The organism is Pantoea sp. SGAir0180 (assembly GCF_043546245.1).
In genome coordinates, this window is the sequence record NZ_CP028071.1 from 2,909,545 (window position 1) to 2,925,372 (window position 15,828).

13 protein-coding genes, 2 tRNA genes and 3 rRNA genes are annotated in these 15,828 nt (G+C 54.0%); 8 read left to right on the forward strand and 10 right to left on the reverse strand.

Annotation, left to right across the window (positions count from 1 at the left end):
- Positions 1-359 precede the first annotated feature (359 nt).
- The 6 genes from C1N58_RS13830 to gmhB form a co-directional block, all read right to left on the reverse strand.
- Positions 360-436 (reverse strand) — tRNA-Asp (locus tag C1N58_RS13830).
- Between the two features lie 237 nt (positions 437-673).
- Positions 674-789, reverse strand: a 5S ribosomal RNA gene (gene rrf, locus C1N58_RS13835).
- A gap of 226 nt (positions 790-1,015) precedes the next feature.
- Positions 1,016-3,921, reverse strand: a 23S ribosomal RNA gene (locus tag C1N58_RS13840).
- Between the two features lie 213 nt (positions 3,922-4,134).
- A tRNA-Glu gene (locus C1N58_RS13845) sits at positions 4,135-4,209 on the reverse strand.
- Between the two features lie 92 nt (positions 4,210-4,301).
- Positions 4,302-5,843: ribosomal RNA gene (locus C1N58_RS13850) — 16S ribosomal RNA — on the reverse strand.
- The 16S, 23S and 5S rRNA genes sit together here with 2 tRNA genes alongside, the layout of an rRNA operon.
- A 408-nt stretch (positions 5,844-6,251) precedes the next feature.
- A complete protein-coding gene (gmhB, locus tag C1N58_RS13855) occupies positions 6,252-6,812 on the reverse strand; it encodes a D-glycero-beta-D-manno-heptose 1,7-bisphosphate 7-phosphatase (RefSeq protein WP_164482980.1) in 561 nt (186 codons plus the stop codon).
- 188 nt (positions 6,813-7,000) lie between these two features.
- Here gmhB and metN point away from each other — a divergent pair, with 188 nt between their 5' ends.
- From metN to proS, 6 genes are all read left to right on the forward strand, one after another.
- On the forward strand, positions 7,001-8,032 hold the full coding sequence (gene metN / locus C1N58_RS13860; RefSeq protein WP_394549874.1) for a methionine ABC transporter ATP-binding protein MetN: 1,032 nt from the start codon (positions 7,001-7,003) through the stop codon (positions 8,030-8,032).
- Positions 8,025-8,678, forward strand: coding sequence for a methionine ABC transporter permease MetI (locus C1N58_RS13865; RefSeq protein WP_006117788.1), 654 nt, complete (start codon positions 8,025-8,027; stop codon positions 8,676-8,678). The genes metN and C1N58_RS13865 overlap by 8 nt, the downstream gene beginning before the upstream one ends.
- A 29-nt stretch (positions 8,679-8,707) precedes the next feature.
- Positions 8,708-9,523, forward strand: a complete 816-nt coding sequence (locus C1N58_RS13870) for a MetQ/NlpA family lipoprotein (protein WP_033740328.1) — start codon at positions 8,708-8,710, stop codon at positions 9,521-9,523.
- A 126-nt stretch (positions 9,524-9,649) separates the two neighbouring features.
- On the forward strand, positions 9,650-10,048 hold the full coding sequence (rcsF, locus tag C1N58_RS13875; protein ID WP_006117786.1) for an Rcs stress response system protein RcsF: 399 nt from the start codon (positions 9,650-9,652) through the stop codon (positions 10,046-10,048).
- A complete protein-coding gene (gene tsaA / locus C1N58_RS13880) occupies positions 10,045-10,749 on the forward strand; it encodes a tRNA (N6-threonylcarbamoyladenosine(37)-N6)-methyltransferase TrmO (protein ID WP_394549875.1) in 705 nt (234 codons plus the stop codon). Before rcsF ends, tsaA begins: the two co-directional genes overlap by 4 nt.
- 89 nt (positions 10,750-10,838) lie before the next feature.
- Positions 10,839-12,557, forward strand: a complete 1,719-nt coding sequence (gene proS, locus C1N58_RS13885) for a proline--tRNA ligase (protein ID WP_033740325.1) — start codon at positions 10,839-10,841, stop codon at positions 12,555-12,557.
- 91 nt (positions 12,558-12,648) lie between these two features.
- Here proS and arfB read toward each other — a convergent pair whose 3' ends face one another.
- Positions 12,649-13,059 carry an alternative ribosome rescue aminoacyl-tRNA hydrolase ArfB gene (gene arfB / locus C1N58_RS13890; RefSeq protein ID WP_006117783.1) on the reverse strand — a complete coding sequence of 137 codons (411 nt, stop codon included), beginning with the start codon at positions 13,057-13,059 and terminating at the stop codon, positions 12,649-12,651.
- Positions 13,060-13,276: 217 nt separating this feature from the next.
- On the opposite strand from arfB, the gene C1N58_RS13895 reads away from it, so the two are divergent.
- Together C1N58_RS13895 and rof are read left to right on the forward strand one after the other, a co-directional pair.
- Positions 13,277-13,477: a YaeP family protein gene (locus C1N58_RS13895; protein ID WP_033740323.1), complete on the forward strand. Its 201-nt coding sequence runs from the start codon at positions 13,277-13,279 to the stop codon at positions 13,475-13,477.
- The gene (rof, locus tag C1N58_RS13900) at positions 13,464-13,724 is read left to right on the forward strand and encodes a Rho-binding antiterminator (protein ID WP_033740322.1); all 261 of its coding nucleotides are present in this window, start codon (positions 13,464-13,466) and stop codon (positions 13,722-13,724) included. The genes C1N58_RS13895 and rof overlap by 14 nt, the downstream gene beginning before the upstream one ends.
- 40 nt (positions 13,725-13,764) lie before the next feature.
- Here rof and C1N58_RS13905 read toward each other — a convergent pair whose 3' ends face one another.
- From C1N58_RS13905 to C1N58_RS13915, 3 genes are read right to left on the reverse strand one after another with little or no spacing between them, the layout of a single operon-like run.
- Complete coding sequence (locus tag C1N58_RS13905; protein WP_006117780.1) at positions 13,765-14,073, reverse strand: c-type cytochrome; 309 nt, start codon at positions 14,071-14,073, stop codon at positions 13,765-13,767.
- Positions 14,070-15,377, reverse strand: a complete 1,308-nt coding sequence (gene tilS / locus C1N58_RS13910) for a tRNA lysidine(34) synthetase TilS (protein ID WP_039338656.1) — start codon at positions 15,375-15,377, stop codon at positions 14,070-14,072. The genes C1N58_RS13905 and tilS overlap by 4 nt, the downstream gene beginning before the upstream one ends.
- Positions 15,378-15,424: 47 nt before the next feature.
- On the reverse strand, positions 15,425-15,814 hold the full coding sequence (locus tag C1N58_RS13915) for a VOC family protein (RefSeq protein ID WP_033740319.1): 390 nt from the start codon (positions 15,812-15,814) through the stop codon (positions 15,425-15,427).
- Between the last annotated feature and the right edge of the window lie 14 nt (positions 15,815-15,828).

Here is a 15,828-nt window from a genome sequence, read left to right on the forward strand (position 1 = left end):
ATGACGTTTACAGCGCAAATCCAGCCGCGTTTGCAGCCGTTCTGCGTCCCTGAAAGCACAGGAGGGCGTAAGCGAATACGGCGTCGTGAGAATGACCGCCTGATGGTGAGTGCAAAGAGGGTGAGGTGAAGCCGGACCGACAAAAACGCCTGTTCTGAGCGCCAGTCGAGGACAGACCAGAAGGTCAGCAGGAAGATTATGCAGCCGGGAGAGTACGCGGAGGTAATGTCTTTTATATTAAGGAAAGGACTGAGTAGCACGCCAATGCGCGATCAATAAGCTATGAAGTGATTGCCCTGGGCTGGTTGCCGTAGAAATGGAAAAAGCCCTGACCGTTAAGTCAGGGCTTTCCAATTAAGTGGCGGAACGGACGGGGCTCGAACCCGCGACCCCCTGCGTGACAGGCAGGTATTCTAACCAACTGAACTACCGCTCCACCGATTCTGTACTGATCGCAGAAAAACGTTCTGCTGTCAGGTGTTTCGCCCTTCCGCGTCACCGGTAAGGTCATGACCAGCGTGCTGGTCTTAATTTAATGCCTGGCAGTTTATGAATCACGCTGTGATTCACCCTTCGGGCCGCTGCGTTGCAGCGTTCAAAAGCGTTCGCTTTTTTCCTACTCTCTGTCGAGTAGCGAACTGCCCGAAGTTACGTGCAGGTTTTTTAATTTAATGCCTGGCAGTTCCCTACTCTCGCATGGGGAGACCCCACACTACCATCGGCGCTACGGCGTTTCACTTCTGAGTTCGGCATGGGGTCAGGTGGGACCACCGCGCTACAGCCGCCAGGCAGATTCTTTCTGCCCTGTCCTGTGTCTTTTGGGCTGATGCCGCGTTGGCGCCCTCGCGCTGCTCAGTCACATACTTCAGTATGCTCCTTCACATCGTCTCGGTTGCCGCCTTGCCTCAGCGCAAAATCCTTCGGACTCACGTCCGCAGAACAGAACCATATTCTTATCCGGTAAACAAGGCTGAAAATTCTTTCTGTCTCTCAACCAAAACGCCTCTGGCGTTGTAAGGTTAAGCCTCACGGGTCATTAGTACCGGTAAGCTCAACGCATCGCTGCGCTTACACACCCGGCCTATCAACGTCGTCGTCTTCAACGTCCCTTCAGGAGGCCCGAAGCCTCAGGGAGAACTCATCTCGGGGCAAGTTTCGTGCTTAGATGCTTTCAGCACTTATCTTTTCCGCACTTAGCTACCGGGCAGTGCCACTGGCGTGACAACCCGGACACCAGCGGTGCGTTCACTCCGGTCCTCTCGTACTAGGAGCAACCCCCCTCAATTCTCCAGCGCCCACGGCAGATAGGGACCGAACTGTCTCACGACGTTCTAAACCCAGCTCGCGTACCACTTTAAACGGCGAACAGCCGTACCCTTGGGACCTACTTCAGCCCCAGGATGTGATGAGCCGACATCGAGGTGCCAAACACCGCCGTCGATATGAACTCTTGGGCGGTATCAGCCTGTTATCCCCGGAGTACCTTTTATCCGTTGAGCGATGGCCCTTCCATTCAGAACCACCGGATCACTATGACCTGCTTTCGCACCTGCTCGAGCCGTCACTCTCGCAGTCAAGCTGGCTTATGCCATTGCACTAACCTCCTGATGTCCGACCAGGATTAGCCAACCTTCGTGCTCCTCCGTTACGCTTTGGGAGGAGACCGCCCCAGTCAAACTACCCACCAGACACTGTCCGCAGCCCGGATCACGGGCCCACGTTAGAACACCAAACATTAAAGGGTGGTATTTCAAGGACGGCTCCACGCAGACTGGCGTCCACGCTTCAAAGCCTCCCACCTATCCTACACATCAAGGCTCAGTGTTCAGTGTCAAGCTGTAGTAAAGGTTCACGGGGTCTTTCCGTCTTGCCGCGGGTACACTGCATCTTCACAGCGATTTCAATTTCACTGAGTCTCGGGTGGAGACAGCCTGGCCATCATTACGCCATTCGTGCAGGTCGGAACTTACCCGACAAGGAATTTCGCTACCTTAGGACCGTTATAGTTACGGCCGCCGTTTACCGGGGCTTCGATCAAGAGCTTCTCCTTACGGATAACCCCATCAATTAACCTTCCGGCACCGGGCAGGCGTCACACCGTATACGTCCACTTTCGTGTTTGCACAGTGCTGTGTTTTTAATAAACAGTTGCAGCCAGCTGGTATCTTCGACTGGCCTCGGCTCCGGGAGCAAGTCCCCTCACCTACGCGCCAGCGTGCCTTCTCCCGAAGTTACGGCACCATTTTGCCTAGTTCCTTCACCCGAGTTCTCTCAAGCGCCTGGGTATTCTCTACCTGACCACCTGTGTCGGTTTGGGGTACGATTTCGTGTTACCTGATGCTTAGAGGCTTTTCCTGGAAGCAGGGCATTTATCACTTCAGCACCGTGGTGCCTCGTCGTCACGCCTCAGTGTAAAGTGCACCGGATTTGCCTGGCGCACACACCTACACGCTTAAACCGGGACAACCGTCGCCCGGCCGATATAGCCTTCTCCGTCCCCCCTTCGCAGTAACACCAAGTACAGGAATATTAACCTGTTTCCCATCGACTACGCCTTTCGGCCTCGCCTTAGGGGTCGACTCACCCTGCTCCGATTAACGTTGAACAGGAACCCTTGGTCTTCCGGCGACAAGGTTTTTCACCTTGTTTATCGTTACTTATGTCAGCATTCGCACTTCTGATACCTCCAGCATGCCTCACAGCACACCTTCAGCGGCTTACAGAACGCTCCCCTACCCAGCAACGCTTACGCGTCGCTGCCGCAGCTTCGGTGCATGGTTTAGCCCCGTTACATCTTCCGCGCAGGCCGACTCGACCAGTGAGCTATTACGCTTTCTTTAAATGATGGCTGCTTCTAAGCCAACATCCTGGCTGTCTGTGCCTTCCCACATCGTTTCCCACTTAACCATGACTTTGGGACCTTAGCTGGCGGTCTGGGTTGTTTCCCTCTTCACGACGGACGTTAGCACCCGCCGTGTGTCTCCCGTGATAACATTCTCCGGTATTCGCAGTTTGCATCGGGTTGGTAAGCCGGGATGGCCCCCTAGCCGAAACAGTGCTCTACCCCCGGAGATGAGTTCACGAGGCGCTACCTAAATAGCTTTCGGGGAGAACCAGCTATCTCCCGGTTTGATTGGCCTTTCACCCCCAGCCACAGGTCATCCGCTAATTTTTCAACATTAGTCGGTTCGGTCCTCCAGTTAGTGTTACCCAACCTTCAACCTGCCCATGGCTAGATCACCGGGTTTCGGGTCTATACCCTGCAACTTAACGCCCAGTTAAGACTCGGTTTCCCTGCGGCTCCCCTATACGGTTAACCTTGCTACAGAATATAAGTCGCTGACCCATTATACAAAAGGTACGCAGTCACACCACGAAGGTGCTCCCACTGCTTGTACGTACACGGTTTCAGGTTCTGTTTCACTCCCCTCGCCGGGGTTCTTTTCGCCTTTCCCTCACGGTACTGGTTCACTATCGGTCAGTCAGGAGTATTTAGCCTTGGAGGATGGTCCCCCCATATTCAGACAGGATACCACGTGTCCCGCCTTACTCATCGAACTCACAGCCTGTGCACCTTTGTGTACGGGAGTATCACCCTGTACCCTGCGACTTTCCAGACGCTTCCACTGATGCACAAGCTGATGCAGGTTCTGGGCTCCTCCCCGTTCGCTCGCCGCTACTGGGGGAATCTCGGTTGATTTCTTTTCCTCGGGGTACTTAGATGTTTCAGTTCCCCCGGTTCGCCTCATGCCGCTATGTATTCACTGCATGATAGTGTGACGAGTCACACTGGGTTTCCCCATTCGGGTATCGCCGGTTGTAGCGGTTCATATCACCTTACCGGCGCTTATCGCAGATTAGCACGCCCTTCATCGCCTCTGACTGCCAGGGCATCCACCGTGTACGCTTGGTCGCTTAACCTCACAACCCACAGGCGTTTTGCGCTTGCGTGTCGTGAGCTTTTGAGAGACCCGAACGCATCGTGCTGTGTTCCTTATTACGGAGGAACACGACGTGCGTCGTTTCAAATTTTCAGCTTGTTCCGGATTGTTAAAGAGCAAATATCTCAAACGTGACCCTGAGGCCAGTTTTGAGATACTTTGTGGAGACACCTTTCACCTGTCACCAAGCAAGTGGCGTCCCCTAGGGGATTCGAACCCCTGTTGCCGCCGTGAAAGGGCGGAGTCCTAACCGCTAGACGAAGGGGACACGTACGTGTGTCTCGGCTTCGCAGCCGTCTTGCTTCTTCAGCTTTCTATCAGACAATCTGTGTGAGCACTTCGCACGAAGGTATCTTCAGGTAAGGAGGTGATCCAACCGCAGGTTCCCCTACGGTTACCTTGTTACGACTTCACCCCAGTCATGAATCACAAAGTGGTAAGCGCCCTCCCGGAGGTTAAGCTACCTACTTCTTTTGCAACCCACTCCCATGGTGTGACGGGCGGTGTGTACAAGGCCCGGGAACGTATTCACCGTGGCATTCTGATCCACGATTACTAGCGATTCCGACTTCACGGAGTCGAGTTGCAGACTCCGATCCGGACTACGACGCACTTTATGAGGTCCGCTTGCTCTCGCGAGGTCGCTTCTCTTTGTATGCGCCATTGTAGCACGTGTGTAGCCCTACTCGTAAGGGCCATGATGACTTGACGTCATCCCCACCTTCCTCCGGTTTATCACCGGCAGTCTCCTTTGAGTTCCCGACCGAATCGCTGGCAACAAAGGATAAGGGTTGCGCTCGTTGCGGGACTTAACCCAACATTTCACAACACGAGCTGACGACAGCCATGCAGCACCTGTCTCAGCGTTCCCGAAGGCACCAATCCATCTCTGGAAAGTTCGCTGGATGTCAAGAGTAGGTAAGGTTCTTCGCGTTGCATCGAATTAAACCACATGCTCCACCGCTTGTGCGGGCCCCCGTCAATTCATTTGAGTTTTAACCTTGCGGCCGTACTCCCCAGGCGGTCGACTTAACGCGTTAGCTCCGGAAGCCACTCCTCAAGGGAACAACCTCCAAGTCGACATCGTTTACGGCGTGGACTACCAGGGTATCTAATCCTGTTTGCTCCCCACGCTTTCGCACCTGAGCGTCAGTCTTCGTCCAGGGGGCCGCCTTCGCCACCGGTATTCCTCCAGATCTCTACGCATTTCACCGCTACACCTGGAATTCTACCCCCCTCTACGAGACTCAAGCCTGCCAGTTTCAAATGCAGTTCCCAGGTTAAGCCCGGGGATTTCACATCTGACTTAACAGACCGCCTGCGTGCGCTTTACGCCCAGTAATTCCGATTAACGCTTGCACCCTCCGTATTACCGCGGCTGCTGGCACGGAGTTAGCCGGTGCTTCTTCTGCGGGTAACGTCAATTGATGAGGTTATTAACCTCAACACCTTCCTCCCCGCTGAAAGTACTTTACAACCCGAAGGCCTTCTTCATACACGCGGCATGGCTGCATCAGGCTTGCGCCCATTGTGCAATATTCCCCACTGCTGCCTCCCGTAGGAGTCTGGACCGTGTCTCAGTTCCAGTGTGGCTGGTCATCCTCTCAGACCAGCTAGGGATCGTCGCCTAGGTGGGCCGTTACCCCGCCTACAAGCTAATCCCATCTGGGCACATCCGATGGTGTGAGGCCCGGAGGTCCCCCACTTTGGTCTTGCGACGTTATGCGGTATTAGCTACCGTTTCCAGTAGTTATCCCCCTCCATCGGGCAGTTTCCCAGACATTACTCACCCGTCCGCCACTCGTCACCCGAGGAGCAAGCTCCCCTGTGCTACCGTCCGACTTGCATGTGTTAGGCCTGCCGCCAGCGTTCAATCTGAGCCATGATCAAACTCTTCAATTTAAAGTTTGATTTGCTGCAACCAGTGCAGCGATGCTCAAGGAAAACGTCGTAATGAATTTCACTACGTGTTCACTCTTAAGACTTGATATTTTTTGCGTCCGGAGACGCGGATATCAATCCTGCGAGTGCCCACACAGATTGTCTGATAAATTGTTAAAGAGCAGTGCAACCAGCGGGTTAACCGTCTGTTGCGAGGTGGCGTATATTACGCTTTCCTCCTTCAGAGTCAACCTCTTTTTCAGAAGTTTTTCTCCGGCGAAAACTCCGGGGAGTTCTCTGCTGAACACCGCGTTACGTAAGCCGTTGTACCGTGTCAGTGGAGGCGCATTATAGGGAAGCTTTCGCAGAGCGCAAGTGCAAATTTAAACTTTTTTGCTGTTCGTCTGAAATTTGCACAAAAGCGCTGTTTTAACCCTTTTTAATACGGGAAGGGAGCGCCGCAAGACTCTCTATTACCCAGTCAGCCAATGCCTCGCCTTCCGGCGTAACCGGCTTCCCACTGCGCACTAACACTTTCTTACCGACACCGGCGGCCTGGGCAGCCTGCATATCTTCCAGCTTATCCCCTACCATATAAGACGCAGCCATATCGATATGCAGCTCTTCTTGCGCCGCCAGCAGCATGCCGGGTTGCGGTTTACGGCAGTCGCACTGCTGGCGATACGCTTCTACCGTCGCATCCGGGTGATGTGGACAGAAATAGATCCCATCAAGGTCGACATCGCGATCGGCCAGCGACCAGTCCATCCACTCGGTAAGCTGCATAAACTGATCTTCACTAAACATGCCACGTGCGATGCCAGACTGGTTTGTCACGATAACCAGCGCAAAGCCCATCTTTTTGAGTTGCTGCAACGCTTCAATTACACCATCGATAAACTGGAAATGATCGATTTCGTGGACATAGCCGTGATCAACATTGAGGGTGCCATCGCGATCGAGAAAAATGGCCGGGACTTTATTCGCCACGTAGAAACTCCTGCTATAAACATTGCCGCTCAGTATCGCACGATTGTCATAAAAGGGAGAATGCCCGTTTACATGACTTCGATTGATTTAGACGTCTGGATGCCTTAACATCCATCCAGCTTATGCATGCTGTCCTTTATGGCAGCACACCAGACCACGGATAATGCAAGACGGCAATAAATAACGTAATGATTAAATTAGAAAATATAACCAAAGTGTTCCAGCAAGGTTCGCGAACGATAAAGGCGTTATCTAACGTCAGCCTGCATGTCCCGGCCGGACAGATCTATGGCGTCATCGGCGCATCCGGTGCCGGAAAAAGTACGCTGATTCGTTGCGTGAATCTGCTCGAACGCCCTTCTTCAGGTCGTGTGTTGGTTGATGGCGCGGATTTAACGGCGCTGAGCGAACGACAGCTGACGCAGGCCCGCCGCCAGATTGGTATGATTTTTCAGCACTTCAACCTGATGAACTCCCGCACCGTCGCTGGCAATGTTGCGCTGCCATTAGAGTTGGGTAGCCTTTCTCGTGATGAAATTAAAAAGCGCGTCTCTGAGCTCCTGGAGCTGGTCGGCCTGGCGGATAAGCACGATGCCTGGCCTGCCAATCTCTCCGGCGGGCAAAAACAGCGTGTTGCCATTGCCCGCGCTCTGGCCAGTAACCCGAAAGTTCTGCTGTGTGATGAAGCCACCAGCGCATTAGATCCAGCCACCACGCGCTCAATTCTGGAATTACTGAAAGATATTAACCGCCGTCTGGGCCTGACTATTCTGTTAATTACCCATGAGATGGATGTGGTGAAACGCATCTGCGATCAGGTTGCGGTCATCAGCCAGGGTGAGCTGATTGAGAAAGACAGCGTAAGTGAAGTCTTCTCGTACCCCAAAACCCCGCTGGCGCAACAGTTCATCCAGTCAACCCTGCATCTGGATATTCCAGACGACTACCAGCAGCGCCTGTCGCCCGAAGCGGGTCCTGACAGCATGCCATTACTGCGTATGGAATTTACCGGCCAGTCCGTCGATGCACCATTGCTGTCTGAAGCAGCGCGGCGTTTCAATATCAATAACAACATTATCAGTGCGCAGATGGATTACGCCGGCGGTGTGAAGTTTGGCATCATGCTGGCGGAAATTCACGGTAGCGAAAGCGATACACAAGCCGCCATTCAGTGGCTGCAGGAACATCATGTCAAAGTCGAGGTATTAGGTTATGTCTGAAGCGATGATTGCGCTGCTGGGGCGCGGCGTCTGGGAAACGTTGATGATGACCTTTGTCTCTGGCTTTTTCGGCTTCGTTCTGGGTTTACCGGTCGGCGTACTGCTGTATGTCACCCGTCCGGGACAGATTCTTGAAAACAAAGGGCTGTACCGTGTGCTGTCCGCCCTGGTTAACATTTTCCGCTCGATCCCCTTCATTATCCTCCTTGTGTGGATGATTCCGTTTACCCGCGTCATCGTTGGAACCTCTATTGGCTTACAGGCGGCCATCGTGCCCCTGACTGTCGGTGCGGCACCGTTTATTGCCCGCATGGTTGAAAATGCCCTGCTGGAACTCCCGACCGGGTTAATTGAAGCATCACGCGCGATGGGTGCCACGCCGATGCAAATCGTGCGCAAAGTCCTGCTGCCCGAAGCCCTGCCCGGCCTTGTTAACGCGGCCACCATTACGTTGATTACCCTGGTAGGTTACTCGGCGATGGGCGGCGCAGTCGGCGCGGGCGGCCTCGGACAAATTGGCTACCAGTATGGTTATATCGGATATAACGCGACGGTGATGAATACGGTATTAGTGTTATTAGTCGTTTTGGTGTATCTCATACAATTCTGTGGCGACCGCATCGTGCGTGCTGTGTCCCATAAATAAGCAAGCAATATCACTATTAAGGAAAGGATATGTCTTTCAAATTTAAAAACATTGCCGCTGTGGGTGCATTAATTGGCGCGATTGCGCTGGCAGGATGCGATCAAAAAGCCAAAGATCCCAACCATATCAAAGTGGGCGTGATCGTCGGCGCTGAACAGCAGGTTGCCGAAGCGGCGGCCAAAGTGGCGAAAGATAAGTACGGTCTGGATGTTGAGCTGGTGACCTTTAATGACTATGTGCTGCCGAACGAAGCACTGAGCAAAGGCGATATCGATGTGAATGCGTTCCAGCACAAACCGTATCTGGATCAACAGATCAAAGATCGCGGTTACAAGCTGGTTTCTGTAGGTAACTCTTTTGTTTATCCGATTGCAGGCTATTCGAAAAAAATCAAATCGCTGGATCAACTGCAGGATGGCGCACAGGTTGCCATTCCTAACGATCCAACCAACCTGGGCCGTTCGCTGCTGCTGCTGCAGAAAGTGGGCCTGATCAAGCTGAAAGACGGTGTGGGCCTGCTGCCAACCTCGCTGGATATCGTTGAGAATCCAAAACACCTGAAGATTGTTGAGCTGGAGGCGCCACAGCTGCCACGTTCACTGGACGATCAGCAAATCGCCCTGGCCGTGATCAACACCACTTACGCCAGCCAGATTGGCCTGACGCCGGCGAAAGATGGCATCTTTGTGGAAGATAAAGACTCCCCTTACGTGAACCTGATTGTGGCGCGTGAAGACAACAAAGACGCGGAAAATGTGAAGAAATTCGTGCAGGCTTATCAGTCTGACGAAGTGGCTGACGCGGCCAATAAAGTGTTTAACGGTGGTGCCGTTAAAGGCTGGTAAGGTCGTCTGATCTTTTCCCTCAGGGCGGCTTTTAGCCGCCCTTTCTGTTATTGCCATTTGCTGACTTGTTATTTATCCGTGTCCTTGTTTCAATAACGCCACTTTTTGACACTTGAGGATGTTGCTATGCGTTTTTTACCGCTCTGCTTGTTAGCATTGATGCTGACAGGGTGTGTTCGGGAGTATCACCCAATAAGCAGCGCACCTTCTCATCCGCAGCAATCCAGCGAACCGACACGTAAGCCAACGTATCGTCCCGCCCCCGTTAAGGTGTACACCGATGCTGCCGATCTGGTGAGCAAGCCCTTCCGCGATCTGGGTGAAGTCTCCGCAGAAGATTGCCAGATGAGCAATCAGAGTTCACCGCCCAATATCGCTACCGCGCGTAAACGTATGCAGATTAAAGCCGCGCAGATGAAAGCTAATGCGGTACTGCTTCACAAATGTGAAATCGTGAGCAGCACCCCGGGCTGCTACCGTCAGGCTGTCTGCCAGGGTTCGGCGCTGAAAGTCACCAGTCAATGAGTGATTTTGCCTTTGCGCAGATCGGCGTAATCCGTTCGCCGTGGAAAGAAAAGTTCGCTGTCCCGCGTCAGCCTGGTCTGGTTCAGGACGGCGGCGGCGAACTGCATCTTTTGCCGCCTTATAATCAGGCAGAGGCCGTGCGCGGCCTGGAAGACTTCAGCCATCTCTGGGTGCTGTTTGTTTTTCATCAGACCCTGGAAGGCGGCTGGCGTCCGACCGTTCGCCCGCCCCGCCTGGGCGGTAACGCGCGCATGGGCGTTTTTGCTACGCGATCGACCTTTCGCCCTAATCCGATTGGGATGTCGCTGATTGAGCTCAAAGGCATCCGTTGCGCGAAGCAACAGGTCATTCTGGAGCTGGGCAGTCTGGATCTGGTGGACGGCACGCCGGTGGTCGATATCAAGCCCTATCTGCCCTTCGCCGAAGCCCTGCCTGAGGCGAGAGCGGGTTTTGCGCAGTCCGCGCCGGAAAGCAGCATGCCTGTGCGGTTTTCGCCGCTGGCCGGGCAGCAGTTGCAGCAGTATGCGCACTATCCCTATCTTGCCCGCTTTATCCGTGAGGTTCTTGCGCAGGATCCACGCCCCGCTTACCGTAAAGGTGAGGAAAAGGATCGCATTTATGCCGCCTCGCTGCTTGAGTTTACTGTGCGCTGGCGCGTTGATCATGCAGGCACGGAAGTCGTGGCCATCGATCCGCGTTAAAACCCGCTTTTTAGCCGGTGATCTCACTGGTACACTAGCCGCCAGCCTATTTTTGTCCGTGAATTTCCGATCAACTGGAATTGTAATCAATGCGTACTACTCAATATCTGCTCTCTACTCAGAAAGAGACACCGTCTGACGCGGAAGTGATCAGCCACCAGCTGATGCTGCGTGCCGGCATGATCCGTAAACTGGCCTCAGGGTTATATACCTGGCTGCCAACCGGACTGCGCGTATTAAAAAAAGTCGAAAACATCGTTCGCGAAGAAATGAACAACGCCGGTGCCATTGAGATTTCAATGCCTGTGGTCCAACCCGCAGACCTGTGGCAGGAGAGCGGCCGCTGGGAGCAGTACGGTCCAGAATTACTGCGTGTTGCCGATCGTCATGAACGTCCGTTTGTGCTCGGCCCAACGCATGAAGAAGTGATTACCGATCTGATTCGTAATGAGCTGAGCTCTTATAAACAGCTGCCGCTGAATCTGTATCAAATTCAGACCAAATTCCGTGATGAAGTGCGCCCACGTTTTGGCGTGATGCGTTCGCGCGAGTTCATCATGAAAGACGCCTACTCCTTCCATACCACGCAGGAATCACTGCAGGAAACCTATGACGCGATGTACCGCGCTTATAGTCAGATCTTCAGCCGTATGGGTCTGGATTTCCGTGCCGTGCAGGCGGACACCGGCTCGATTGGTGGCAGTGCCTCACATGAGTTCCAGGTACTGGCACAGAGCGGCGAAGATGATGTGATCTTCTCAACCGACTCTGACTATGCGGCGAACATTGAACTGGCCGAAGCCGTGGCACCGGCGGGCGAACGCCCTGCGCCTCAGGAAACAATGCGTCAGATCGATACACCGAATGCCAAAACCATCGCCGATCTGGTGAATCAGTTCCAGATGCCGATTGAGAAAACCGTGAAGACGCTGATGGTCAAGGGTGCAGAGGGAAGCGGTCATGCTCTGGTTGCCTTCCTGGTCCGCGGCGATCACGAACTGAACGAAATTAAGGCTGAAAAATCGCCGCTGGTTGCGTCACCGCTGGTTTTCGCGACCGAAGAAGAGATTCGTGCCGTGGTGGGTGCTGGCTTTGGTTCGCTGGGGCCGGTCGGGTTGACGATGCCGATTATCGCAGACCGTACCGTGGCGAAGATGAGTGATTTCTGCGCCGGTGCAAATGTGGACGGTAAGCACTACGTTGGCATTAACTGGGAACGCGATCTGCCCATGGCCGAGGTTGCTGATATCCGTAATGTGGTAGAAGGCGATCTGAGCCCGGACGGCAAAGGCACATTGCAGATCAAACGTGGTATCGAAGTAGGCCATATTTTCCAGTTGGGCACCAAATACTCCGAAGCGATGAAAGCGGCCGTTCAGGGTGAAGATGGTCGTAATCAGGTCATGACGATGGGGTGCTACGGCATCGGTATTACCCGTGTAGTGGCGGCGGCGATCGAGCAGAACCATGACGATCGCGGTATCATCTGGCCTGCGGCACTGGCCCCGTTCGACGTAGCGATTCTGCCAATGAACATGCAGAAATCATTCCGCGTAAAAGAGTTAGCGGAAGAACTGTACAACACGCTGCGCGCGAAAGGCGTCGAGGTGATTCTGGATGACCGTAAAGAACGTCCAGGCGTTATGTTCGCCGATATGGAACTGATTGGCGTCCCGCATACCATCGTGATTGGCGATCGCAATCTTGATAACCAGGAGATCGAATACAAAGCCCGTCGTGCCGGTGAAAAGCAGATGATTAAGCAGGATGAGATTGTCGATTTCCTGCTCAAGGCACTGAACAAGTAAGCCTGCCATAACGCCCCTTCATGGGGCGTTTTTTTTAACGCATGGTCGACTCTGTTCTCCTGACGACCACAGGTAATTCTCTGGCCACGTCTTACAGCACTTTACCGCGCAATGCTTTGGTCTGGCTGCGCCGTGATTTCCCTTCCAGCCTGCGCGCTTTCGACGCGCGTGTCGGTCGTGTTGAGCGCCGGACTTTCTCTACCTTCGTGAGCTCCTGAATCAAATTCACCAGCCGTTGCAGCGCCGCTTCGCGGTTCATCTCCTGGCTGCGGTATTCCTGCGCCTTGATGATAATCGTCCCGTCGCCGGTAATTAAATGATGGCTGGCACTGAGCAACCGCTCTTTATAAAACGGCGGCAGGGAAGACGCGGCGATATCAAAACGCAGATGAATAGCGGTGCTGGTTTTGTTGACGTGCTGGCCCCCTGCCCCCTGCGCCCGAATGGCCGTCAGTTCAATTTCATTGTCTGGCAGCTCGACATTCCGTGACAGCGCAATCATCGTCCACCCGCCTTTGTCCGGTTCCCGTTTTTTCGCTCTGACCTGTTCATCAACTTAACCTTTCGTGCTTTATCCTGAAACGTCTGATACGGCGTAGTCCGCTACTTTAGCAGTGATTTGCTCGCTGTTCCTGCTTTCGCCTGGCTGATTTTCTTGAAATGCCTGTGATATAGTCGCAAATCAACCAGAGTATTTATGCTCTGCTGAGGAGGTGCCCGTGCAAAAATATTGTGAGTTAGTTCGCCAAAAATATGCCGAAATTGGCAGCGGAGATCTGGGCTATATTCCCGATGCCATCGGCTGCGCGCTTAACGCGCTTGATGCTATTGCCGCGAATGCTGCGCTAAACTCTTCTCTCAGGGAACAGGCGGCTTATGCCGCCGCAAACTTATTGGTGAGCGACTATGTTGATGAATGAAGCTTATAAACCCATCAATTGCGATGACTACGATAATCTGGAACTCGCCTGCCAAAAAAACTGGATGCTGTCGCTGGCGTTAAAAGATGGCGAGCAGCTAAAGGCAAAGGCCAGGGACATCCTTTCACGTAAAAACGTGGAGTATCTGGCCATTGAACTGTCCGGTGAAACGCGCGAGTTACGTCTCGATCATATTGCCAGTTTTAGCCATCCTGAACTCGGCACCGTCGTGGTCAGCGAAGAGTAATTCACTTCCCGTCGGGCGGGATGCATTCCCGCCCATCTCATCAGGGCTTTAACGAACTGTAGTACGCCGCTAAATCTGTTATCTCCTCATCGCTGAGCCCCGCAACAAACGCTTTCATCACCTCTGCCTGACCACCGTTGCGCTCTCCCTTCTTATAGGCCTGTAGCGCGTGCGCGAGATAAGCGGCGTTTTGGCCCGCCAGGCTGGGATAAAGGGGAACCGTCGCAATGCCTTTCGGACCATGGCAGGCCGTACAGGCCGCCGAACGCTGTTCGCCCGCGTGAATATCGCCTGCGGCACAAGCCGGAAACAACGTAAAAAACGTTAATGCCACTATCCATTGTTTCACAACGATACTCCTGTAGGTTTGTGCCAGTGAATCTGCCAGCCCTGTGCCTCCCCTGCTGCGCCTTCACGGGTCACGAACAGGCCGGGCGCGCAAATAAGCGTTTGATTGTAATAAATGAGCGGAATACGTTCCCGCTGCCATGACGGGATATTCAACCCCTGCCAGATTTTCTTCATCTCGCGCCCGCCCGCGCGATCCACAATATGCACGTACCCTGTCGCGTGAAAACGCACAAATACCTGTTCCTCCAGCGTCGGTCGTCGTAGTAAAGGCATTGTATAATCGGGCTGCAGCGTGCCGATATGCTGCGGCAGGGGCAATGTCTGGTTGAGATTCTTCCAGGCGATTTCGCAGTCGCGTAACGATTCTCTGATCGGCAAAATATAAAGCTGCTGGCGATAACGGCGAATTTCGCTGTGGCCTAACCGTAGCCGTGGCTGGGCATCTTCACGACTCAGCATCACTTCCTGACGAATGCGGCGCAACGCATCGCGCGAGGGCATTTGCGCGCCCTGTCCGGCCAGCCAGCGACGCAGCAAAGCATTACTGCGCACTTCACTCATCGTCAGTAACGCGGAGAAACACAGGCTACCGTCCGGCTGAATCAGCGCAGCGAGTTGTTCCGCCAGCAACTCATCCAGCAGTTGCTCCTGCTCAGCACAGAGTGCCGCACTGCGCGCCGTCGCACTGGCGAAATGAGGCCAGCGTGCCACGACGGCCGGTAAGAGTTGCTGACGAAGAAAATTGCGGTCGTAACGCACATCCTGATTGCTCTCATCTTCAACCCATTGCAACTGATGCGTTTGGGCATACAGCTCTAATGACTGCCGGGAACAGCTTAACAGCGGGCGAAGCAGAGGGTTTTTACCCAGAGAGCCCGCCACCGGCATGGCCGCCAGACCGGCCGGGCCACTGCCGCGTTTCAGGGCCAGCAGGACGGTTTCACACTGATCGTCCAGGTGCTGTGCGGTAAGGAGTTTCTCATCCGCATGGAGCGCCTGGTGCAATGCCCGATAACGCGCCTGCCGCGCCGCCGCTTCAATGCCATCGCCCTGATCGGTTACCTGCACGCGCAGGATCTCGCAGGGGATCTGCCATGTTGCGCACAGGGTCTGGCAATGCGCCGCCCAGTGGTCGGCATTAGCACTGAGGCCATGATGGACATGCAGCGCACGCAACCGCGAGGCCGGATGGTGCTGTTGCCAGTCCCGCAGCTTATGCAGCAGGACGGTAGAATCCAGGCCACCGCTAAACGCCACTACCAGCGCGTCGTTTTCATTCAGCAGTGCGTCAAAATCAGACATGATAATTCCATAACTCAGGCAGTGGGACGAGCCATAAAGCCGCCAGTTTACGCCTGATACAACTCAAGCGGCAAACCATCCGGGTCAGCAAAAAAGGTACAGGGTTTCCCGGTAAGCGCGTCAATGCGAATGGGTTCGCATGTCACGCCCTGCGTGTCCAGATAGCGCACCGCGGCTTCCACGTCCGGCACGCTGAAAGCCAGATGGCGAAGGCCACAGGCTTCCGGCTGACTGACCCGGGCGGGCGGGTGTGGAAAGGAAAACAGCTCAATGGTGTACTGACCGTTTAACGCCAGATCGCCTTTCCACGAATCGCGCGCTTCGCGGTAGTGCTCACTTTGCAGTTCAAATCCCAGTATGTCGCAGTAAAAGGCTTTACTGCGATGATAATCTGACGCAATGATGGCGATATGGTGAATGTGCGTTAGCTGTAGCATGTTTGCTCCCTGTT

Coding starts and splice junctions, on each gene's coding strand:
- metN (WP_394549874.1), top strand. CDS start 7,001: ATGATTAAATTAGAAAATATAACCAAAGTGTTCCAGCAAGGTTCGCGA.
- C1N58_RS13865 (WP_006117788.1), top strand. CDS start 8,025: ATGTCTGAAGCGATGATTGCGCTGCTGGGGCGCGGCGTCTGGGAAACG.
- C1N58_RS13870 (WP_033740328.1), top strand. CDS start 8,708: ATGTCTTTCAAATTTAAAAACATTGCCGCTGTGGGTGCATTAATTGGC.
- rcsF (WP_006117786.1), top strand. CDS start 9,650: ATGCGTTTTTTACCGCTCTGCTTGTTAGCATTGATGCTGACAGGGTGT.
- tsaA (WP_394549875.1), top strand. CDS start 10,045: ATGAGTGATTTTGCCTTTGCGCAGATCGGCGTAATCCGTTCGCCGTGG.
- proS (WP_033740325.1), top strand. CDS start 10,839: ATGCGTACTACTCAATATCTGCTCTCTACTCAGAAAGAGACACCGTCT.
- arfB (WP_006117783.1), bottom strand. CDS start 13,059: ATGATTGCGCTGTCACGGAATGTCGAGCTGCCAGACAATGAAATTGAA.
- rof (WP_033740322.1), top strand. CDS start 13,464: ATGTTGATGAATGAAGCTTATAAACCCATCAATTGCGATGACTACGAT.
- tilS (WP_039338656.1), bottom strand. CDS start 15,377: ATGTCTGATTTTGACGCACTGCTGAATGAAAACGACGCGCTGGTAGTG.
- C1N58_RS13915 (WP_033740319.1), bottom strand. CDS start 15,814: ATGCTACAGCTAACGCACATTCACCATATCGCCATCATTGCGTCAGAT.